Source organism: Nonomuraea maheshkhaliensis (genome assembly GCF_039529435.1).
GTDB classification, from domain to species: domain Bacteria; phylum Actinomycetota; class Actinomycetes; order Streptosporangiales; family Streptosporangiaceae; genus Nonomuraea; species Nonomuraea maheshkhaliensis.
The window spans coordinates 1-21,494 of record NZ_BAAAMU010000114.1 but is presented as its reverse complement, the minus strand read 5'-3'; the positions used below and the strand labels follow the sequence as shown (position 1 = coordinate 21,494).

Annotated in this window: 18 protein-coding genes; 9 read left to right on the top strand and 9 right to left on the bottom strand. The window is 71.9% G+C overall.

The window, feature by feature from the left end:
- The first annotated feature begins 64 nt into the window (after window positions 1-64).
- Window positions 65-1,300: a glucose-1-phosphate adenylyltransferase gene (gene glgC / locus ABFX54_RS44485; RefSeq protein WP_106249675.1), complete on the top strand. Its 1,236-nt coding sequence runs from the start codon at window positions 65-67 to the stop codon at window positions 1,298-1,300.
- A gap of 419 nt (window positions 1,301-1,719) precedes the next feature.
- On the opposite strand, the gene ABFX54_RS44480 is transcribed toward glgC, so the two are convergent.
- On the bottom strand, window positions 1,720-2,361 hold the full coding sequence (locus tag ABFX54_RS44480) for a hypothetical protein (RefSeq protein ID WP_346113041.1): 642 nt from the start codon (window positions 2,359-2,361) through the stop codon (window positions 1,720-1,722).
- A gap of 210 nt (window positions 2,362-2,571) precedes the next feature.
- On the opposite strand from ABFX54_RS44480, the gene ABFX54_RS44475 reads away from it, so the two are divergent.
- Together ABFX54_RS44475 and ABFX54_RS44470 are read left to right on the top strand one after the other, a co-directional pair.
- Window positions 2,572-4,050 (top strand): Nramp family divalent metal transporter, encoded by a 1,479-nt coding sequence (locus ABFX54_RS44475; protein ID WP_346113040.1) that lies wholly within the window; start codon window positions 2,572-2,574, stop codon window positions 4,048-4,050.
- Between the two features lie 110 nt (window positions 4,051-4,160).
- A complete protein-coding gene (locus ABFX54_RS44470) occupies window positions 4,161-4,754 on the top strand; it encodes a hypothetical protein (protein WP_346113039.1) in 594 nt (197 codons plus the stop codon).
- A 76-nt stretch (window positions 4,755-4,830) separates the two neighbouring features.
- On the opposite strand, the gene ABFX54_RS44465 is transcribed toward ABFX54_RS44470, so the two are convergent.
- Window positions 4,831-5,808, bottom strand: a complete 978-nt coding sequence (locus ABFX54_RS44465) for an ArsR/SmtB family transcription factor (protein WP_346113038.1) — start codon at window positions 5,806-5,808, stop codon at window positions 4,831-4,833.
- Window positions 5,809-6,038: 230 nt separating this feature from the next.
- Between ABFX54_RS44465 and ABFX54_RS44460 the strand changes: the two genes are divergently transcribed.
- Both ABFX54_RS44460 and ABFX54_RS44455 read left to right on the top strand, forming a co-directional pair.
- Window positions 6,039-7,217, top strand: a complete 1,179-nt coding sequence (locus ABFX54_RS44460) for an MFS transporter (protein WP_346113037.1) — start codon at window positions 6,039-6,041, stop codon at window positions 7,215-7,217.
- 60 nt (window positions 7,218-7,277) lie between these two features.
- Window positions 7,278-7,547: a GlsB/YeaQ/YmgE family stress response membrane protein gene (locus tag ABFX54_RS44455; protein ID WP_346113036.1), complete on the top strand. Its 270-nt coding sequence runs from the start codon at window positions 7,278-7,280 to the stop codon at window positions 7,545-7,547.
- Window positions 7,548-7,682: 135 nt separating this feature from the next.
- Here the strand turns inward: ABFX54_RS44455 and ABFX54_RS44450 are convergent, their stop codons facing one another.
- From ABFX54_RS44450 to ABFX54_RS44440, 3 genes are all read right to left on the bottom strand, one after another.
- On the bottom strand, window positions 7,683-8,681 hold the full coding sequence (locus ABFX54_RS44450) for a sporulation protein (RefSeq protein WP_346113034.1): 999 nt from the start codon (window positions 8,679-8,681) through the stop codon (window positions 7,683-7,685).
- Window positions 8,682-8,768: 87 nt separating this feature from the next.
- Complete coding sequence (locus tag ABFX54_RS44445) at window positions 8,769-10,154, bottom strand: xylan 1,4-beta-xylosidase (protein WP_346113033.1); 1,386 nt, start codon at window positions 10,152-10,154, stop codon at window positions 8,769-8,771.
- 119 nt (window positions 10,155-10,273) lie between these two features.
- On the bottom strand, window positions 10,274-11,449 hold the full coding sequence (locus ABFX54_RS44440) for an SGNH/GDSL hydrolase family protein (RefSeq protein WP_346113032.1): 1,176 nt from the start codon (window positions 11,447-11,449) through the stop codon (window positions 10,274-10,276).
- 118 nt (window positions 11,450-11,567) lie between these two features.
- Between ABFX54_RS44440 and ABFX54_RS44435 the strand changes: the two genes are divergently transcribed.
- Together ABFX54_RS44435 and ABFX54_RS44430 are read left to right on the top strand one after the other, a co-directional pair.
- Window positions 11,568-12,203, top strand: a complete 636-nt coding sequence (locus ABFX54_RS44435) for a TetR/AcrR family transcriptional regulator (protein WP_346113031.1) — start codon at window positions 11,568-11,570, stop codon at window positions 12,201-12,203.
- A 124-nt stretch (window positions 12,204-12,327) separates the two neighbouring features.
- The gene (locus tag ABFX54_RS44430) at window positions 12,328-14,412 is read left to right on the top strand and encodes a SpoIIE family protein phosphatase (protein ID WP_346113030.1); all 2,085 of its coding nucleotides are present in this window, start codon (window positions 12,328-12,330) and stop codon (window positions 14,410-14,412) included.
- Between the two features lie 22 nt (window positions 14,413-14,434).
- On the opposite strand, the gene ABFX54_RS44425 is transcribed toward ABFX54_RS44430, so the two are convergent.
- A complete protein-coding gene (locus ABFX54_RS44425; protein WP_346113029.1) occupies window positions 14,435-14,812 on the bottom strand; it encodes a hypothetical protein in 378 nt (125 codons plus the stop codon).
- Between the two features lie 144 nt (window positions 14,813-14,956).
- On the opposite strand from ABFX54_RS44425, the gene ABFX54_RS44420 reads away from it, so the two are divergent.
- Window positions 14,957-17,017 (top strand): serine/threonine-protein kinase, encoded by a 2,061-nt coding sequence (locus ABFX54_RS44420; protein ID WP_346113051.1) that lies wholly within the window; start codon window positions 14,957-14,959, stop codon window positions 17,015-17,017.
- Between the two features lie 178 nt (window positions 17,018-17,195).
- Window positions 17,196-17,957, top strand: coding sequence for an FHA domain-containing protein (locus ABFX54_RS44415; RefSeq protein WP_346113028.1), 762 nt, complete (start codon window positions 17,196-17,198; stop codon window positions 17,955-17,957).
- A 31-nt stretch (window positions 17,958-17,988) separates the two neighbouring features.
- Here the strand turns inward: ABFX54_RS44415 and ABFX54_RS44410 are convergent, their stop codons facing one another.
- The 3 genes from ABFX54_RS44410 to secD form a co-directional block, all read right to left on the bottom strand.
- On the bottom strand, window positions 17,989-18,675 hold the full coding sequence (locus ABFX54_RS44410) for a response regulator transcription factor (protein WP_346113027.1): 687 nt from the start codon (window positions 18,673-18,675) through the stop codon (window positions 17,989-17,991).
- 35 nt (window positions 18,676-18,710) lie between these two features.
- Window positions 18,711-19,097 (bottom strand): VOC family protein, encoded by a 387-nt coding sequence (locus tag ABFX54_RS44405; RefSeq protein ID WP_346113026.1) that lies wholly within the window; start codon window positions 19,095-19,097, stop codon window positions 18,711-18,713.
- Window positions 19,098-19,240: 143 nt separating this feature from the next.
- The gene (gene secD, locus ABFX54_RS44400; protein ID WP_428834636.1) at window positions 19,241-21,484 is read right to left on the bottom strand and encodes a protein translocase subunit SecD; all 2,244 of its coding nucleotides are present in this window, start codon (window positions 21,482-21,484) and stop codon (window positions 19,241-19,243) included.
- Between the last annotated feature and the right edge of the window lie 10 nt (window positions 21,485-21,494).

The window sequence follows — 21,494 nt, the reverse complement described above, 5'->3', positions numbered from 1 at the left end:
CGCAGGAAGTTCACCGTGCGGGCTTTCGTCGATAGATCGGCCATTTGAGGGTAGCGTCCTGGACATGAGGTCCCGGAGGGTGCTTGCGGTCGTGCTGGCAGGTGGAGAGGGCAAGAGGCTGATGCCGCTGACGGCGGATCGGGCGAAACCGGCGGTGCCGTTCGGGGGGATGTATCGGCTCATCGATTTCGTGCTGTCCAATCTCGCCAACGGCGGATTCCTGAAGATCGTCGTACTGACGCAGTACAAGAACCACAGCCTCGACCGGCATGTCTCGCGGACCTGGCGGCTGTCGGCGATGCTGGGCAACTACGTCACCCCGGTGCCGGCGCAGCAGCGGCTCGGGCCGCGCTGGTTCTCCGGCTCGGCGGACGCGCTCTTCCAGAATTTGAACCTGATCTACGATGAGATGCCCGAGCACGTGATCGTGTTCGGCGCCGACCACATCTACCGGATGGATCCGCGGCAGATGGTCGAGCAGCACGAAGACTCCGGCGCGGACGTGACGGTGGCGGCGATCAGGCAGCCACTGTCGCTGGCCGACCAGTTCGGCGTGATCGAGACCGATCCCGAGGGCCGCCGGATCGTCGCGTTCAGGGAGAAGCCGAAGGACGCGGTGGGGCTGGCCGACTCCCCCGACGAGGTGTACGCCTCGATGGGCAACTACGTGTTCAAGACGCAGTCGATGATCGACGCGCTGCGCGAGGACGCGCTCGACCCGACCAGCAAGCACGACCTGGGCGGCAATATCATCCCGATGCTGGTCAAGTCGGGCGGCGCCGACGTCTACGACTTCGCCAACAACATCGTCCCCGGCTCCAGCGAGCGCGACCGCGGCTACTGGCGCGACGTCGGCACCCTCGACGCCTACTACGAGGCCCACATGGACCTCATCTCGGCGCATCCGGTGTTCAACCTCTACAACGACAAGTGGCCGATCTTCACCGGCCATGATCCGCTGCCGCCCGCCAAGTTCGTGCACAACGACGGCGACCGGGTGGGGCGGGCGATCGACTCGCTGGTCTCCCCCGGCGTGATCGTCTCCGGCGGCACGGCGATCAGGTCGATCCTGTCGCCCAAGGTCGTGCTCCACTCGCACTCGCTGGTGGAGGACTCCGTGCTGATGGAGAACGTCAAGGTCGGGCGGGGCGCGATCGTGCGCAAGGCGATCATCGACAAGAACGTGGTGATCCCCGACGGCGCCCGGATCGGCTTCGACCTCGACTACGATCGCACGCGCTTCGCGTTGACCAGGGGCGGGGTCGTGGTGATCGGCAAGAACGAGATCGTCGACCGCTGAGCACCGGGGCCGCGGCTCGGGTACGGTTCGCGCCCGGGTCCGGATCCGGCAGGCGGCCCGCCGCGTCCCCATGCCAGGGATGCCACATCGTCACGCAGAGTGACGCCTTGGTGGTGCCGATGGCAGCGCGGTGGTGGCGTGGCGGCCAAGGGAGACGCGCATCCCGCGAGCCTCGGCAGCCGTGCGCGGAGGCCGGGGCCGGTCCGCATGGCGGCGAGATCGCCGGATCGCGGGGGCACGGGGGAGACCACGGGGCCGCGGGGAGCGGGGAACAGGGAGAGACCACGGGGTCCCGGTGCGACGGGGAGCCAAGGGCCGAAAGCTGGGAGCGACCATGAGGTCCCGGGTCACATGGCAGTGTCCCGGGACCGAACCGGAATGACCTTCACGACCGGCTCTGACCGGCTGCGGGTCCGGCCTTAGAAGCGGGCATACCAGCCGGGCCAGCTGTAGCCCGCCCAGCCGCGCGGGGCCCAGACACCGCGCAGGTCCCAGCCGTGGTCGTGGTCACGGTGCCAGCCGCCGTTCCAGCGGCCGTCCCAGCCGCCGTCCCAGTGGCCACGGTCCCAGTTGTCCCGGTTCCAGTGGCCGTGGTGGTGCCAGTCGCCCTTGTTCCACTGGTCACGGTTCCAGGAACCGTTGTCCCAGTTGCCCTCGGCCTCTTCGCCGTAGCCGACGTCGTCGTGCTTGAAGTCCTCGAACTTGACGTCCTCGTGCGCTTCCTCGTGCTTGACGCTCTCCTGCGCCTCCTCGGTCTCCGCGTCCTCGTACGCCATGTCCTCGTACTGCGTGACCTCGGGCTTCATGGCCTCGTGCTCGACGGCCTCGTGCTTGACCTCGTCCTTGACCTCGTGCTTGACCTCGTCCTGCTTGCTGCTGCTGCAGGCCGAGGCGTCGCGGCGGCCCGCGTAGACGCCCCATGCGTCGATGCGGAGCGAGTGACGCACGTCCGACACGCTCAGGTCGCAGACGACCGGGTTGGCGCCGGCCGGAGTGGCCATGCCGATGAGCGCGGCGGCCGTGACGAAGGCGCCACCTGCCGCTATGAACTTACCTTTCATGATCTCCCCCTGTAGTCACCTTGTGACAACAGTTCCTCACTCTACGTAGTCAATCCTGTTAGGTCGCGTAACGCCACGCGTGGACAACTCGTCACGTTGACCACCTATCTGAACCGATCCCGGACGTGCCCGAGAGGGCCACAACACCGGGCAATTGGGTCTTGTGATGACCGCCCTTCGGGATCACCCTGAACGGCAGGAGGCACTGACATGTCGCACCCACTCGGAGTCAGCCGTCCCGATCTCGAAGTCACCGATCTGCCGACCCCGGAAGAGGTCTTCAAAGTCCCCCGGCTCGGCATCAAGGAACTGTTCAAGTACGCCGTCGGCCCCAGCCTGATCGCCCTGGGCATATCGATCGGCAGCGGCGAGTGGCTGCTGGGCCCCCTCAGCGTGGGGCAGTACGGATTCGTCGGCGTCGGCTGGATCATCGTGGTCTCGGCCCTGCTGCAGACGTTCTACAACGTCGAGTGCTCGCGCTACGTCCTCGCGACCGGCGAGACGCCGGTCGTCGGCTGGGGACGGGTGCCGCCGGGCTGGCCCCTGTGGGTGCCCCTGTCGGTGCTCATCGTGATCTTCGCCTTCATCGCGGGCGGGTGGGCCGCGTCGGCGGGTCAGGGCGTGTACGCGCTGATCCACGGTGTCCCCCCGGGAGCGGACGACGTCGAGCCGCGGCTGTACGCCATCGGCCTGCTCGTGCTGGTGTTCCTCATCACCGCCGCCGCCCGCCGCATCAGCCGCGCCCTGGAGCTGGCCAACTGGGTCATGGTCGGCACCATCCTGATCGCCCTGCTGGCGGTGGACCTGCTCGTGGTGCCGTTCAGCCAGTGGTGGGAGGGCATCCGCGGCTTCCTCACCCCGGCCGCCCCGCCCGCCGGGATCACCGCCACCCAGCTCGGCGGCCTGGCCGGCTTCACCGCGCTGGCCTCGGGCCTCAACTGGTACGTCATGGGCCACTACCGTGACAAGGGCTACGGCATGGGCTACCGGGTCGGCTACATCTCCGGCCTGCGCGGCGAACGCCGGGCGATCCTGGCCAGCGGCGTCACCTTCCCCGACGACGAACGCAACCGGAGCCTGTGGCGGCGCTGGTACCGGCTGCTCATGGTGGACATGTGGGGCGTGTTCTTCGTCGGTGCCATCCTCGGCATGCTGCTGCCCACCCTGCTCATGTCGCAGGCGGTCGCGATGTCGGGCGAGAAGCCGACGCGGGCGAACGTGCCCACGTTCGTGGCCACCGCGCTGGGCGACCAGTACGGGCAGGTCGTCTTCTACATCTCGCTGCTGGTGGGCGTGCTGATCCTGTTCTCCACCCAGCTCGGCATCTTCGAGGCGATGGTGCGGGTGACCACCGACGCGGCCAACGCGACCAGCCCGCGCCTGCGCCGGCTGATCGAGGGCGACCCGCGGCGCTTCTACTACCCGTTCATGCTCCTGCTGCTGGTGATCATCTCGATCATCATCTTCCAGTCGCTGCCGGTGGGGCTCGTGGAGTGGTCGGCGAACATGTCGAACCTCGGCGCGCTGGTGTATCCGTTCCTGCTGATGTACCTCAACAGCAAGCTGCCGCGCCCGGCCCGCCCGAGGCCCTGGCACTACGTCATCCTCGTGCTCAACTTCCTGTTCTTCGGGTTCTTCTTCGTCAACTTCATCGCCGACTTCGTCGGGGATCCGCTGGTGACGTTCTGACCGGAGCCCGGCCGGGGACCCTTTCAGGTTCGTCGAAGTGATCCGAATGGCTGTTCGGTCGCCGTTAGCGTGACCGGCGTACTGAACAGCACTTCGGAGGGACAACGACCATGGCCTCGTCTTCGGGCCGCATGACCCGCGCCACCGTCCTCGGGCTGGCGGTGGCGCTGGGCGCCACCCTGCCCCTCGGCGCCACCACCACAGCCTCCGCCGCGACGATCACCCAGACGTCCGCCGAGACGACCGCCCAGACGACCGCTGTCGCCGCGCAGCGGGTGAGGCTGTACGAGCTGGTGACGAAGGACGGCGGGTTCTTCTACACCGCGAGCGAGTCGGAGAAGCGCGACGCCGTCGCCAAGCACGGTTGGTCCACGACGCGGACGCCGCTGTACTACCTCTCGCCCGCCCCGTTCGCGGGCGGCAAGCCGCTCTACCGGCTGCGCTGGGCGAAGAAGGCCAGCTACATCGTCACCGGGTCGGTGTCGGAGCGGGAGCGCCTGGTGACCTCGGGCGCCTTCCGCTACGAGGGCGTCCTGGGGTACGCCCCCGGCTCGGCGGGCGCCGGCGGGGACGTGAAGGTGTTCCGGCTGTCGAACGACAACAAGTGGCGCCTCGCGATCGAGTCGCACACCCGCAAGATCTTGGCGGACGAGCCGGGCTGGAAGCTCGACGGCCCGCTGCTGTACCAGTTCGGCGAGGGCTGATCGGCACACCGTCTCGGCGTGCGCTGAGCACAGGACACTGAGGGGGCGCGCCGGGACGGCGCGCCCTTCTCGCGTGTCAGGCGCGGTGGAACAGCTCCAGCAGCTCCTCGGCGCGGCGGGTGCGCCCCACCCACACCTCCCGGCCGCGCCGCTCCCTGGTGATCAGCCGCGCGGCCCGCAGCCGGTCACAGTGGTAGGTGATGCTGCTGGGCGCGACCTGGAGGTCGACCGCCAGCATGCTCATCGTCATGGGCCGGGCGATCTTGCACAGCAGATCCGCGCGTACCGGGCCCATGAGCGCCGACAGCTCGTCGCGCGACGGGGCCGCGGGCCGGCGCCACAGGGACTCCGCGCCGGGCACCGGGTACGCGATCCACACGGCCTCCTCGTGATCCAGGCTGACGATCACGGCGTCCTTGCCGGCCAGCATCGGCACCAGGACGATCTTCCTGTTGCCGAGGTCGAACCGGCTGGACTCGACGTCGGAGATGAGCAGGCCGCGCTCGCCGTACGCGATGCGGTGGTTGAGCGAGCCCAGCAGCGGTTCGACACCACCGCGGACGGCGGCCAGCCCCACCCGGTTGACCTCCCTGTCGAGGAGGGGGCGGGCGCGCCGCCAGAGGGGTTCGACGGTGTTCCAGACCTCGGACAGGGCGCCGGCGTAACCGTGCAGCCAGGCCGCCGGCTGTTCGGCGGCGAAGCGCCAGTGCACGGGCAGCGGTCCGCCGTGGAACGCCTGCTCCAGGTCGGCGATCAGACGCTCGGGCGGCAGCTCGCGCAGGGCGCTGGCCTGCACGGGGACGTCTCCGGCCGCGGGAGTGCTGGGGACGATGCAGTCGGGGACGACGGAGTAGCCGGGGGCGGCGAGCGAGCGCACCGCCTGGTGGCCTGGCCGGCCGACGCGGGACCTGAGGGCCTGGCGCCAGAGGTCCGGCAGGCCGCGGTGGCGGCCCGCGAGGGCGTCGCTGATCATGGCCACGGCCGTGAGGTGCGGGGAGATCGAGATGGAGAGCTGAGGAGTGGCGGTCATGCGCAGCTCACTCCATACGGTCATGCTGGTTACGTCGGCTCCTCGGGGGTTGACTCGATCGGGCAGTGAGTCAACCTATTCTGGACACTTTCTCCGGACTTACAACCCGATTGCAGGCCGGCGCGTGGCCGGGCGCGGCCCGCCGCGCGACCGCTTCGGGGGCTATGAGGCAGAGGGCCCCGTCTTGCACGAAATAGGGCCCTATATGGTCGTATACGTGCTTCGCAGGATCATGAGGCGGGAACGGCTGCCCGATGTCTGAGCCGTGGCAGCGGCGGCGGGCGCTGGGTGTGCTGCTGGCGCACGCGGTGACCACGCAGGTGGTCACGTTCGTGCTGCGGCCGACGATGTCGTACCGGGCGATCGAGCTGGACGTGCCGCCCGCGTGGCTCGGCGTGCTCGGCGCGAGCTTCGCCATCGCCCCGCTGCTGCTGGCCCTGCCCGCAGGGCACGCGGCCGACCGGTACGGCGAGCGGCGCATGGCGGTGGCAGGGGCGCTGACGCTGGTGGCCGCCGGGGTCGCGTTCCTGACGCTCGGCCACACCGTCGCCGGGCTGGTCGCAGCCGGGATCCTGCTCGGGACCGGCCACCTCGGCTGCGTCATCGCCCAGCAGGCGCTGGTGGCCAACACCACCGGGCGCGGCGGCCACGACGCGGCGTTCGGCCGCTACACGTTCGCCGCCTCGCTGGGCCAGGCGGCCGGGCCGGTGCTGATCTCCGTGTTCGGCGGCGAGCGGGCCATCCCCGACACCGGCGCCATCTTCCTGTGGTCCTGCGGCCTGGCCGTGCTGCTCGTCGTGCTGTCGGCACTGCTGGCCCGCAGCCCGCGCCCCGAGGCGGGGGAACGGGACGACAGCGGCGGCGTGCGCGCCCTGCTGCGCCGCCCCGGGCTCGCGTACGCGCTGATCACAAGCTGCGTGGTGCTGGCCGCCGTGGACATCACGCTCGTCTACCTGCCGGCCATGGGCACCGAGCACGGGCTCGCCGCCGGCACGGTCGGCCTGCTGCTGACCGTGCGCGGCCTGGCCTCCATGGCCTCGCGGTTCTTCCTCGGCCGCCTGTCCCAGGCGGTCGGGCGGCGCCGGCTCCTGGTCACCAGCACGGTCGCGGCGGCGGTGGCCATGCTCCTCACTCCCCTGCCGATGCCGCTGTGGCTGCTGCTCAGCGTCCTGCTCGTGCTGGGCTTCGGGCTCGGCGTGGGGCAGCCGCTGACCATGTCGTGGCTGGCCGAGTCGGCGCCGCCCGGCCTGCGCGGGCGGGCGATGTCGCTGCGGCTGGTCGGCAACCGCACCGGGCAGATCCTGCTGCCGGGCGCGGCGGGGCTGGTCGCGGCCGGGCTGGGGGCCGGGGGCGTCCTCATGGTCACGGCGCTCGGCCTCGGCTGGGCCGGCGTGGCCGCCAGGCGGCTGCCCGCGGACGGCACGAAACTCTGAGGGCCCCGTCGTTCGTTGACCCGGTGACGGGAGATCGCCTGGCCTTCTAGGAGGCGCAGCATGGAAATCACCGGAATCATCTCCGGCCTCATCATCGGCATCGTGATCGGCGTCCTGGGGCGGCTCGTCGTTCCCGGCCGCCAGCGCATCCCCATCTGGCTCACCATCCTGATCGGTGTGGTCTCGCCCCTGGACGGCACCGCCATCGCCGCCGGGCTCGGCGTGGCCGACACGGGGGGCGTCGACTGGATCGAGCTGGCCATCCAGATCGCGCTGGCCGCGCTGGGGGTCTCGCTGACGGCGGGAATGTACATCAAACGCCGCAAGTGACCCGGTCACGGGCGGCGGCCACCCGGCGGGACGGCCGCCGCCCGTGATCGGTGATGCGGAGTCAGGGGTGCGTGGCGGGCGGGTCAGGTGACGCGGACGTCGCCGGGCACCCTTCCGTCGCCGGGCACCCCGGCGTCACCAGTCGCCGCCCTCCTCGTCCCCCTCGAAGAACTCCTCCACGACCTCTTCGACGACCTCACCGGCCACGAGCCCGCCGACCACTCCGGCGGCGCCGGCGGCGGCCACCATGCCGAGGCCGGGGCCGCCGTGGGGCCCGTGGTGCCCGTGGTGCCCGCCGTGGTGCCCGTGGTCGTCATCGTGCTCATGATGCCCGTGATGGCCGTCGTACGAGGGGCCGGGATGGCCGTACCGGGAGAGGCCGTCGAGCCAGCGGCCGAGCTCGCCGGCCCAGTCCGTGTGCAGGGCGTCCTCGTGGCTGACGTGGAAGCGGCCGATGGCGTCGCTGGAGGAGTAGCGGCCGCTGCGCTTGTCGGCCTCCAGGACCACCTCCAGCCCGGCCGGATCGGCCACGAAGGTCACCTCGACCTCGCCGACCACGCCCGCGTACCGGCCGGACGGGTAGAACTCGATCTCCTGGTAGAACGGCAGCTCCTGGCGCACGCCGTACAGCCGCCCGGCCTCCAGGTCGGCCGACTTGAACGCGAAGCCGAGCCCCAGGAACGCCTCCAGGATGCGCAGCTGCGACGGCAGGGGCTCGACGGCCACCATGTCGAGGTCGCCCTTGTCGACGGCCTTGGCGATGGCCAGCTCGGTGCGCACGCCCACCGCCATGCCGGTCAGCGGCTGCCCGCCGATCTCGCTGATCGGGGCCTCCCACGGGACCGGCAGCCGGAAGTCGATCACGCGGTCCTCGCCCTTGCGCAGCGTGAAGGGGCCGGAGACCTGGGCGCGGGAGAACTCGCCGAGCCCGGCCGCCTCACCGTCACCGTGCTCGATCTCGACCCTGGCCACCAGGCCGAGGGTGACGTGCTCGATCTCGGCGTCGAAGTCACCGCCCTTGAGCCGTACCTCTCCCTCCAGCGTGCCGCCCGGCTGGGTCCGCGGCGTGGACAGCACGGTGTCCACCGAGGGCGCGCCGACGCCGAACGCGCCCAGCATCCTTTTGAAGACCACGGGTCTGTACTCCCTGTCGAAGATCGTTTGCCTGCCGTCGCGTCAACGATCGGCACGGGGCCGGAGTTCCGCCCCCGTGCCGACAGGTCAGCGGCCGCTCCACTTGATCTCGTACGCCTTGAGCGCGAAGTCCTTGCCGTCCACGGTCGTGCTGACCGCCTTGTCCGTCGTGTTGACCAGCAGCAGCTGCTCCGGCTGGGCCAGCACCCTGACCGCGGGGTCGGAGGATTCCACGGACTCGAGCCGCGCCCCGGCGGGGAACCACTTGGCGAAGCCGGTCACGAGCCGGCCGGTCGGCGTCAGGGCCCCGCTGCGCGGCTCCCACATGCAGCCCTGGCACGGGCCCTGCTTGGCCTGCGGGTTCCAGTAGAGCGCGGTGGCGGCGCCGCTGCGGGCGAACTCCATCATGGACGCCGCCTGGACGGCCAGGCGCTTGGGCTCGTCCCACTTGGTGCCGTCCTCGGGCACGAAGTACCACTCCGACCACCAGACCGGCAGGTCGTCGGTCTTCTCGCGCAGCCACTCGGTGACCGCGCTGAACTTGCTCAGCGCCCCGAACTCGTCGGGCAGCAGCTCGTGCGCGTCGGTGACCGAGGCGCCGTCGACCACGATGAAGTCGGCGCCCTTCTTGTTCTCGTACCAGTAGTTGAACGCGTCGAGGACGTTCTGGTTGACCACGCCCCAGTCGCCGCGCAGCTCCGAGTCGCCGCCGCTGTTGCTGTCGAAGCCGAGGTACGGCCCGCCGACCAGCGCGTCGGGACGGGCGGCCTTCACCGCGTCGTAGACCTTGTTGTACAGCTGGGTGTAGCCCTTGTAGTCCGCGGGCTTGGCGTGGTCCTTCCAGAAGCCCTTGAACTCGTTCCACACCATGAAGTACTTGACGTCCTTGTACCGGGTGGCCACCGCGGCCGAGAGCTTGGCGAAGTCGTCGAAGTGCTCGGGGTAGGGGGCGTCCTCCAGGTGCTCGCCCCAGGCCGACTCCTCCGTGGGGCCTTCAGGGCCGCCCTTCATCCAGTCGGGCGCGCAGCAGAGCGTGATGACCGGGGTGGCCCGCGACTGCCGCATGACGTTCATCCGGCTGTCGAGGTCTTCCCAGTAGTACTGACCGGGGTACGGCTCGGGGTTGAGCGCGCCGAAGCCCATGATGTGCTGGTTCTGCAGCATCGGCGTACCGGCGAGGGCGCCGGCGACGGCCTGCTCGAACTCGCGGGTGACGTTGTTGGCGCTGACGCCGGTGTGGGTGAAGCCCCAGCGGGGCCAGCCCTCGTCCACCGACGGTGGCTTGGCCGCGGGGCTCGCGCTCCGCGTCTCGGGCGCGGCGCTGCTCTCCGTCGCCGGCGGCGGGGCCCCCTGCTCCGCCTGACCCGTCGCGCCGCAGCTCGCCATGACGACGGCCAGGGCGCTCGCCCCGGCCGCGTAGGTGGTGGCCCTGCCAAGCCGCCGCCACCACGATCCCCCGGTAGTCCTTGCCACCCGATTCTCACCTGATCCCAACGCTGAACATGCCGCTCGTAGCGTTCCATGGCGGAACCAACAGGGGCACATAGGGGACAAAGACTCACAGCTAATCGTTATGTGCGGGCGGTTGCGGATCAGCGGAACAGAGCGTCCGGCACGGCGTCGGCGAGTGCCTGGTAGCCGGCGGGGTTCAGGTGCAGGTGGTCGCCCCCGTCGTACGCCGCGGCGAGGCGTTCCGGCCGGCCCGGGTCGCGGACCGCGCGGTCGAAGTCGATCACCGCGTCGAAGCGTCCTGAGGTGCGGATCCACGCGTTGACCGTCCGGCGGGCCGCCTCCCGGTGGCCGAAGGGGTCGTCGTAGGGATCGTGCCCGCCGAAGGGCGTGAGCGTGGCCCCGAAGACCAGCAGGCCGCGCGCGTGGGCGCGGACGACGATCTGCTCGAACGCGGCGATCAGGTCGGCGGCCGTCCCGGCCTGGGCGGCGGGGGTGGGCTCGGCGGTGCCGAGGTCGTTGACGCCCTCGAAGACCACCAGCCATCGGGCCCCGCTCTGGGCGAGCACGTCCCGGTCGAGGCGGGCCAGGGCGCTGGGGCCGAGGCCGTCGTCGAGCACGCGGTTGCCGCCCGCCGCCTGGTTCGCCACCGCCACGCCGGGCCCGAGGCGGGCGGCGAGCCGGTCGGGCCAGCGGTCGTCGCCGTTGGTGGTGGCGCCCCTGCCGTCGGTCAGCGAGTCGCCGAGCAGGACGACCGTGGCCGTGCCGGGGTCGGCCCAGGTCTCGACGCCGCTGATCAGGTACCAGTGGTCGACGGCGGTGGCGGCGGGCAGGCGGGCGGCGTCCACGTGGTCGCCGGTGGCCAGGTGGGAGGTGGTTCGCGACCCGGGATGGGAGGTCAGGGCCGAGGAGCGCTGGCCCTCGGCCAGGTGGAGGGTGACGGTGAGGACCGAGCCGGGCGCCAGGTCGTCACCCACGGGGTCGGACACGACGTGGGCGCCCATCGGGACGACGACGGAGGCGCGGCCGGAGAAGGTGACCGGGCGGGAGGAGCCAGGCCGGATGCCGTTCACGCCCGCCGCTCCGCCCAGGGGCAGCGCCACCGCCACGCGGGTGAGGGGCAGGGGCGCGCCGCCGAAGGCGTTGGACAGGCGCAGCCGGAACCGCGGGCCGCCCGCCGACACCCGCACGGTCTGCCGCAGGGTCGTGTCCGCCAGGACCAGGCCCTCCTTGGCGTACGGTGGCGGCGGCATGTTGCCCGGCTCGGTGAGCTGGGGCATCGCCGTCCAGGTCGTCACCCAGTGCCCGTGCGCGGCCATGTGAGGCGGCTCCTCCGTCGGTTTCCGGCACGATACCGAACTCCTGCCGCTGGCTTTTTACCGGCGCTTGTCGATCAAGTCATAGGTTCGGCGGCGCACCCCGCCTAGGGTCGCGTCCATGGACTCTCCACCAGAAGGCGGTGAGCGGCAGCTGATCCTGCGGGTGGCCACCAAACTCTTCTCCGCGCTCGGCTATGACAGCACCTCCCTTGAGCAGATCGCCGACACCGCCGGAGTGGACATGCCGGCCATCAACGCGCACTTCACCACCAAGCGGCAGCTCTACCTGGACGTCATGGAGCAGATCCGCGAGCTGGTCGCCTCCGCCCTCCAGCCGTACACCGACGAACTGGCGGCCACGCCGCCCGAGGGACGCGGGCCGGCGTTGCACCGGTTCCTCGACGCCTACATCGACATGTGCGTGGCCCATCCCGAGGTGCCCGCGCTGTGGATGCACCGCTGGCTGTCGGACGCCAGCGACATCGTCGAGGTGGAGGCGAGGGACGCCCAGCCGATGACGCGGTATCTCGTGGCGAGCATCACCAGGCTGACCGAGCCGGTGCAGGCCGATCCGCTGCACCTCACGTACACGATGATCTGGTGTGTGCACGGCTTCGTCCTCAGCGGGGTACTTGAAGGGCAGGGGCTCAGGCGCGGCGTCGACGACGCCGGTCAGTTGCGGCGCTTCCGCGCGCACATGCACCAGCTCTACGGCCGGGTGCTCGGGCTGCCCCCGCTCTCCGGCGGCGCGTGATCAGCCGTCTGCGCTTTATGCGTGTATTCTGCCCGTATGGGGGGTTTCAGGTGGCTGTCCGGTACCCGTCACGTGAGTGTGGAGTGGTGAGACAGTGCCGGCGAGCAAGGTGGCAGCGCACGGCGTGGCGAACGACTCGTCCCGCCTCGACGAGCTGCTGATCAGCTCGGTCATCGGCACCGGCGCCCACGTCGGCGCGGTCTACGTCCTCGACAGGAGCGGCGATCTGCTGCGCATGGTCACCGAGATCGGCCTGCCCACCTCGATCGCGCGGTCGTTCGCCCGGATCAGGCTGACCGAGGCGATTCCGCTCTCCGTCGCGGTCCGCGAACAACGCTTCATCTGGATCAGCGGCCGTGAGCACCTGGCCCGCGAGTTCCCCGGCGTGGCCCTGTCGCTCCCGTACCAGTTCGCGGCCGCGCTGGCCCCGGTCTGCGCCGGTGACACCGTCGTCGGCGGGTTCCTCCTGCTGTGGCCCGCCGGGCGCGTCAACGAGCTCGACCCCGGCCAGCTCGACATCATCAGCGGCACCTGCGCCCGGCTCGGCGAGCTGATCAAGCGGGCGGCGGAACGCGGCCGGCCCATCACCGCCGGGTCCCAGCCGCGTGTCCTCGGCCCGCGCCCCTCCCAGGAGGCGGACCCGAGGGCCGACCTGATCGCGCTGGAGCTGGTCAACCGGCTGCCCGAGGGGATCTGCGGGCTGGACGTGGACGGCCGCGTGACCCTGATCAGCGCGCAGGCCTCCGACCTGCTCGACCTGCGCCCGGCCGACGTGGTCGGCAAGCGGCTGTGGGAGGTGCTGCCCTGGCTGGGCAACCCCGCGTACGAGGACCGCTACCGCGCCGCGGTCATCGGCCGCCGGATCACCCGCTTCGTCGCCCGCAACCCCGAGGGGCGGCGGCTGACGTTCGAGCTGTGTCCCGGGCTGTCCGGCCTCACCGTGCGCATCGCCCCGGCCCCCGCGACGCGCGGCGCCGCGCTCGAACCGGTGGACATCGTGACCCCGCCCCGGATGATCGCCGTGCACGACATCCTGCGGCTGGCCACCTCCCTCGCCCGGGCGATGACCGCCCAGGAGGTGATCGACCAGGTCGCCGACCACATCATGCCCGTCTACAACATCCAGGCCCTGGCCATTCTCACCGGCAAGGGCGGACGGCTGCGGGTGGTCGCCTCGCGCGGCTACAGCCGGCGGGCGGTCGAGGAGTTCGACAGCCGCGCCGCGATCCCGCCGGTCCAGGGGGACGCGCTGACGCCGGCGTTCTTCCGCAGCCGGGAGGAGCTGCGCGAGGCGTACCCCGACGCCGTGTGCTCCGACGACATGAGCGCGTGGGCGTTCCTGCCGCTGATCACGTCGAGCCGGCCCATCGGGACGTGCGTCCTGGCCTACGACCGCCCGCACGAGTTCGGCGCCGACGAGCGGGCCTCGCTGATCGCCCTCGCCGGGCTGATCGCGCAGGCGTTCGAGCGCGCCCGTCTCTACGACGTCAAGCACCAGCTCGCCCAGTGCCTGCAGTCGAGCCTGCTGCCGCGCACGCTCCCCCACCTGCCCGGCCTGGACGTGGCTGCCAGGTATGTACCCGCCACCCCTGGTATGGACATCGGCGGCGACTTCTACGACCTGATCCGGCTCAGCGACACCAAGGTCGCCGCCGTCATCGGCGACGTGCAGGGGCACGACGTGACCGCCGCCGCCCTGATGGGGCAGGTGCGCACCGCCATCCGCGCCCACGCGACCGCCGGGGCCAGCCCGGGCGAGGTGCTCGCGCACACCAACCGGCTGCTCACCGAACTGGCGCCCGACCGCTTCACCAGTTGCCTGTACGTCGCCTTCGACCTGCGCCGGCACACCGCCTGCCTGGCCAGCGCCGGGCACCCGCCGCCCGTGCTGGGCCGCCCCGGCGCCCCCGGGCAGGTCGTCGAGACCTCACCCGGGCTGCTGCTCGGCATCGACCCCGACGCCGAGTACGTCACCGTGGACGTGCCACTGCCGCCGGACTCCGTCATGATCCTCTACACCGACGGGCTCATCGAGGAGCCCGGCCTCGACCTGGGCGACTGCATCGCCGCCCTGGCCGCCGGCTTCACGCCGTCGCCGCGCCGGCCGCTGCACGCCCTGGCCGACTCGCTCATCGCGCAGGCCGGGATCGAGCGGCGCACGGACGACATCGCGCTGCTGCTCGTACGGGACGGCCGCGCGCGGGCGTGACTCGGCGTACGGCGAGCGTCGCTCAACGCACGGGAGACAGGCGCAGCACCGCCTTGCTGCCCGACAGCGACAGGATGCGTACGCCGATGCCGTTGACCGAGCCGGAGGAACCGCGGCCGAGCACCGCCTGCGACGACACGTACGCCCCCGTGCCCCGCACCTTCACCATGCTGGAGTTGAAGGCGATGGCCAGCCGGGTGACGCCGAAGCGGGAGCTGACCCGGAACGACACGCTCTTGGTGAGGGTGAGCTTGCACTTGCCGTCATAGCAGGCCCTGAGGTTCGGCTTGGTGGTGGTGGCGGTGGTGGCGGCGGCGGTCGCGGTGGTCGCGTGGGCGGCGACCGGGGTGAGGGCGAGGGACGCGGCCACGGCGAGCGCGGTGGCGATCTTGGCGGACATGGTCCTCCTTGCTGTCCAGAAATGTCATGAGGTTTTACGGAAATCGGTAACCCTGGTCAATGGTGCGGCGATGCCTCCGGGACCGGTCCCGGAGAAACCCTGCGTGATCGATCTCTCACTCGTTAGCCTCTTTTCGTGCGCTTGATGCAGGGGCGGTCCGCAACGGGGAAGCTCGCGGCACGCCGGGGCACGACCGTGGACGGACGTTACCGGCTGACGCGGCCCCTCGCGCGCGGACGTACCGGCGAGGTGTGGCTCGCCCGCGATCTGGAGCTGGGCCGCGACGTCGCCCTCAAACGGGTGGCCGCCGAGGGCGCGGCCGGCCTCGACCGGCTGTGGGCCGAGGCGCGGGCGCTGGCCAGGTTCAGCCATCCGCACGTGGTCACCCTGCACCACGCCGTGCGCGCGGGCGGGCGGCGCGGGCTCGCGCTGTGGCTGGTGATGGAGCACGTGCCCGGCGGCAGCCTGGAGGGGCGGGGGCCGATGCCGCCGGAGGTGGCGGCGCGGATCGGGGCCCAGATCGCCGGCGCGCTGGCGGCCCTGCACGCGGAGGGCATCGTCCACTGCGACATCAAACCGGGCAACGTGGTCGTCACGGGCGACGGCACGGCCAAGGTGGCCGACTTCGGGGCCGCATACCGGGTGGGGGGCGCGGAGACGATCACGCCGAACAGCGCGGTCAGCTACACGCCCGACTACGCCGCGCCCGAGGTGGTGCGGGGGCGGCCCGAGCCCGCGTCGGACGTCTTCTCACTCGGAGCCATGCTGTACGCCCTGACCACCGGCCATCCACCCCGCCGCGGCGCCCCACCGAGCACACCGGTCACCACCACAACACCCGACGCCCCGTCCAGCGGGCCGCCCGATCCCGCCGCGGCGCTCATCGCGGCGCGGCAGGCGGCCAGGGGCGCGGTCTTCATGGACGCCGACGCCGGGCCGCTGACCGGCATCCTGGCCGAGCTGCTCCGGCGCGACCCCGGCGACCGGCCGGACGCGGGCGAGGCCCGGCGGCGCCTGGAGGACCTGGCCCGCCCGGCGGCCCCGCTTCCCGCTCGCGCCGACGAAGCAGCGCCGTCCCGGTCACCGGCCCTCGGGTTCGCACGAAGCCCCCGCCCCCACCCGACCGGCCAGGAGCGGAAGGGGCGCGGGGAGCAGATGCGGCGCGGCGAGCGGATGGGGCACGACGGGCGGATCCGGCGCGGTGGGCGGATCCGGCGCGGCGAGCATCGGAGAAGCGCGGCCCTGCTCACGGTGCTGGCGGCCGCGCTAGCCGTGGCGATCTGGGCGTGGACGTCCTGGGCCCCGGGCCCCGCGGCCCGTACGCAGGTCACGCGCCGACCCCTGCCCGACGCGAGCCGCACCGGCGTGAGCGTGATCGGCGACCCGCGCACCGCCGACCCGTGCGTCCTGCTCGACCCCGCCTCCCTCGGCCGCTTCGGCGAGACCGAGCTCGACTCCGACTACGGCAACTTCGACCGCTGCGACGTCCTCATCGAGCCCGGCGACGACAGCGTCGTGGACGTCCGGGTGGACTTCAACCTCGACCCCCCGCCCGAGCGGGCGGCCGCGACCGCGAGGACCGGCATCGTCGCGGTCGTGAAGGAGCCGGGCGGCAGCGACTCGTGCGAACGCTCGCTGGCGCTCTCCGGCGTCACCGACACCACCATCACGGTCACGGCGAAACGGGACGAGAAGGGCAAGGCCCCGCTGTGCGCCATCGCCGACGCCGCCACGGCCGACGCCGTCGAGGCGCTCAACCGGAGCCCGATGCCCCGCCGCTCCCCTGCCCCGCCCCCGGAGTCCCTGGCCCACCTGGACGCCTGCACGCTGCTGCACGCGCGGGACCTGGAGATCATCCCCGGGATCGACGCCGCCGAACCCGACCGCGGCTTCGGCGGCTGGGACTGCGACTGGTCCAGCACCACCAGCGACCTCGGGCTCGACCTGCGCTTCGACCGGGGCCCGCCGCCGGACGCGTCCGGCGGCACGGCCACCCGCCTCAACGGCCTGCCCGCCTTCGTCAAACCGGAGGACGAGGGCGACGAGACCTGCCTGGTGCAGATCGTCCACCGCACCTACGCCGCCCCGGACGGCCGCACCGCCGCCGAGACGGTACGCCTGCTCATGCACGGCTCACGCCCGATGACGCGGCTCTGCGCGATGGCCACCGACCTGGCCAGAGCCGCCTCGACCCGGCTGCGCTGACCCCCGCCACCGCGCCCAGGCGGCCGCACCCAGGCGGCCGCGCCCGAACCGTCCCACCCGAACAGCCGCACCGGGACCCGCGCGGCCGTCCCGATGCCGCCCGGATGGCGCGTTCAGGGAAGGGTCCCGGAGGCGTCCGGGCACGCTTGGAGTGAGCGACGAAGGAAGGCAGGCGAACATGAGCGCCCCTGACAGCCTGGCGCGCGGCGTCGCGCCGGCCCCACCGGGCACCCTGCACGCGCGTACGGTACACGGCGGCGTGGAGGTGCGGCCCAGAACCGGTCTCACGGTCAGGTTCGGCCGGGGCGAGGAGCCCGACGTGGACGTCTGCGTCGGTGAGGACGACCTGTGGGTGAGCCGCAGGCATGGCGAGCTGACCTTCCGCGAGCGCCGGTGGTGGCTGCGCAACACCGGCCGCCAGCTGCTCCGGCTGCCCAAGGGCCGGCTGATGCACGCCACGACCGAGGCCGTGCCGCTGGCCGAGGGGTACACGCCGGTGTTCGTGCGCGGGTCGAGCTACCGCGAGCATTTGGTCGAGCTGTACGTCTCCGGTCACGACGAGGAACGCGCCCCGCGCCGCCGGGCCGAGACGCTGCCGCCGAAGCGGTGGTCGCTCGACGACGAAGAACGGCTGCTCCTGGTCGTGCTGGGCCAGCGTTACCTGCTGTACGAGGAGGGCCCGCGGCCCCTGTCGTACCGGCAGGCGGCCGAGCAGCTGGCCTACCTGCGGCCCGGCGCCGACTGGCGGGAGCGCAGGATCGAGAACCGGATCGAGGCCGTACGCAGGCGGCTGCACGCGGGCGGCTTCCCGTACCCGCTGACGCACGACAAGACGGCCGGAGGGCCGTCGGACAATCTGCTGCACAACCTGCTGCGGGGGCTGGTGGACTCCACCACGCTGGTCCCGCCCGACCTGGACCTGCTGGAGGACGAGGACTGAAGGCTTTCGGCGTACGGTGACGGGCCGCGGGCTACCGAGGTGGCTCGCGCAGGACGAAACCGGTGCCGCCGGCGGAGTGGAGCATGCGCGGGTGGCCGTCCGACTCCAGCTTGCGGCGCAGCCCGCCGACGAACGCGTCCACCGGGCTGCCCGTGACCTCGAAGTCGTAGCCCCAGACGCGTTCGAGCAGCAGCTTGCGCGACATCGCCAGGCCGGCGTTGCGTGCCAGCACCTCCAGCAGGCCGAACTCGCGCCGCGTCACCCGTACCTCGCGGCCCTCCAGCGTGACCCGGCGGGCGGCGGGGTCGAGGGTGAGCGGGCCGACCTCGACGGTGGCGGCGGGCGCGGGGGCGATGTGGCGCAGCAGCGCGCGCAGGCGCAGGACCAGCTCGTACAGGTCGAACGGTTTGATCACGCAGTCGTCGGCCCCGGCGGCCAGCCCGGCCACCCGCTCCTCCACCTCGTCCCGTTCCGCGAGGATCAGCACCGGCGCGTGCGTGCCCGCCTCGCGTAATCGGGCACACACCTCGATGCCCGACATGCCGGGCATCGAGACGTCCAGCAGGATCGCGTCAGGAGGAGCGTCTCTGACGCTGTCCAGGGCGAGCGGCCCGGAATCGACGGTGTCGACGGCGAAGCCCTCCATGCGCAGGCCGCGCCAGAGCGCGCGCTGCAGCGTCTGGTCGTCGTCCACGGTGAGAATCCGGTAGGCGGTCATGCGCGTGCTCCTCCGCGGTGCTCGCGGCCCCGGCGTCAGCGGGCGTCGCGCCGCAACGGGTGGTCGGCCGGAACCTGCACCAGAACGATACGGTGACCGTCGGGATCGGCGATCCACAACTCGATCAATCCCCAAGGTTCGGTGCGGGCCTCGCGCAGGACGGTGACGCCGGCCCGCCGGAGTCGTTCCTCCTCGCGGACGACGTCGCGTACCTGCATCCACAGCGACACGCCGGGCCCGGCGCCGTCCGGGGAGCTGCCCGACAGCTCCAGCAGCCCCTGGCCCAGGAAGAAGACCACGCCGGGATGGTCCGGCGCGCCGAACTCGCGGTAGACGGCCAGGCCGAGCGTCTCGGCGTAGAAGCGGCGGCTGCGGGCCGGGTCGCGGGGACGCAACAGCACACGACTGCTCAGCACCTCCATGCCGGACCCCTTCCCCGCTCGCCCCAACTCTTCCCCCTCGTCTGGACACCTTCCCCACGCCCGGCCCGCCGTCACCTCAGCGGGTCGTCACAGCCCCGTCGTCACAGCCCCGTCGTCACAACACCGTCGTCACAACACCGTCGTCACAACACCGCCCCCGATCCTGTACGTGCCTTGCGCTCGCGCGGGGCGGCCGGCTGGGGCGGCGGGCGCCGGTCGAGGCGGCCGAGCAGGATCGCCGCGGGCCCGGCCACGAAGGCCGACGAGAGCGTGCCCGTCACGATCCCGGCCACCAGTGCCGTGGCGAAGTCCCGCAGCGAGTCGCCGCCGAAGAACATGAGCGCGACCAGGATGAACAGCGCGCCGAGGCCGGTGTTGACGGTGCGTGGCATGGTCTGCAGGATCGCGCCGTTCACGGCTGAGGCGAACGGCTCACCGCGCCGGGCCGTCCACAGCTCCCTGATCCGGTCGAACACCACCACCTTGTCGTTGACCGAGTAGCCGACGACCGTCAGCATCGCGGCCAGGAACACGCCGTCGATCGGCTTGCCCAGCCAGGCGAACAGCCCCGCCACCACGATCACGTCCACCACCAGCGCCAGCACGGCCGCCGCGCCGAACGTCCACCGGAAGCGCGCGGCCAGATACACGAGTTGCATGGCCACCGCCACGCCGAGTGCGATCAGGGCGTTGCGGCGCAGTTCCTCGCCCAGGCTGGGGCCGATGAACTCCTCGCGGGTCTTGGTCACCTCGCCCGCCTGGGCCTCCAGGGCCTGTTCGATCCTGGCGGCCTGCTCGATGCCGAGGTTCGCGGCGCGTACGGAGACGCCGTCGCCGTTGACCTGCACCACCGCCGTGGGGAACCCGGCCCGCGACACCGCCTGCCCGGCGGCCTCGGCCGAGATCGGCCTGGACGTGGCGAACTCGACGAGCCGGCCGCCGGTGAACTCGACGCCGAAGTTCAGCCCGCGCGCGGCCAGCCCGGCGACGGCCACCGCCGCGACCGTGCCCGCGACCGCCAGCCACACCTTGCCCGCCCGCATGAGCTGCGGGTTCCTGCGCGTCAGCCAGGTCCTGACCGCCCCCGCCGAGCTCAAACCGGACAGGCGCGGTCCGATCCGGCCGATGACGGCGTGGGCGAGCACGCGGGTGATGAGCATGGCCGAGACCAGCGAGGCCAGCACGCCGACGGCCAGCGTCACACCGAAGCCCTTCACCGGTCCTGAAGCCAGCCAGAACAGCAGCCCGGCGGCGATCAGGGTGGTGACGTTGGAGTCGGCGATCGCGCTCCAGGCGTTCTTGAACCCCCGGTCCAGCGCGCCGCGCAGCCCGCGGCGCGGCGCCTGCTGGTACTCCTCCCTGGCCCGCTCGAAGACCAGCACGTTGGCGTCGATGGCCATGCCGATGGCCAGCACGAACCCGGCCAGGCCCGGCAGCGTGAACGTCGCCCCCATCGCGACCAGCGCCGCGTACGAGATCACGCCGTAGCAGAGCAGCGCGATCACCGACAGCAGCCCGGCCAGGCGGTAGACGGCCACGATGAACACGGCGGTCAGGATCAGCCCCGCGACCGCCGCCTCGGCGCTGGCCTTGATGGCCGCCTCGCCCAGCGTCGGGCCGACCGTCCGCTGCTCGACCAGGTCGAGCGGGACCGGCAGGGCGCCGCCCTTGATCAGCACGGCCAGATCGCGTGCCTCCTCGTGGGTGAACGAGCCGGTGATGTCGGCGCGCCCGCCCGGGATCCCGGCGCCGCAGGGCACGGACGGATCCATCGGCGGCGAGGAGATGACCTCCTTGTCCAGCACGATGGCGATCCGGCGCTGGGGGTCACCCTGCGACTGGCAGGCCGCCTGGCCGGTCAGCTTCTGCCAGGCCGCCGCGTCGCGGAAGCTGAGGCTGACCCACCAGCCGGGGCCGCGCTGCGGGTCGCTGCTCTCGACGGCGTCGCTCACCCCGTCGCCGGTGATGGCGGCGGGTCCCAGTTTGAGCGGCTGGCCGTTCTCGTCGCGCACCGCCGCGCCGTCGCCCTCCTCTGCGGCGCCGAGCACGGGGTGGAAGGCGAGCTGCGCGGTACGGCCGATGACCTCGGCCGCCTGCCTCGGGTCGAGCACTCCTGGCAGCTCGACGATGATCCGCCGCTCGCCGGAGCGGACCAGGGTGGGATCGACCACGCCGAGCGCGTCCGCACGCTGGCGCAGGACGTTGATCGCGCGGTCGGTGGCGGCCGCGTCGGCCTTGACCGTGGGCGAGTCTCTCGTCTCGAAGACGAGCTGGGTGCCGCCGCGCAGGTCCAGGCCCAGACGTGGCGCGGCGTTGAAGGTGATGACCAAGGAGATCGCGATGACGGCACACGCCGCCACCGCACGCCAGAACGGCGCACGGAACATGAAAGCCTCC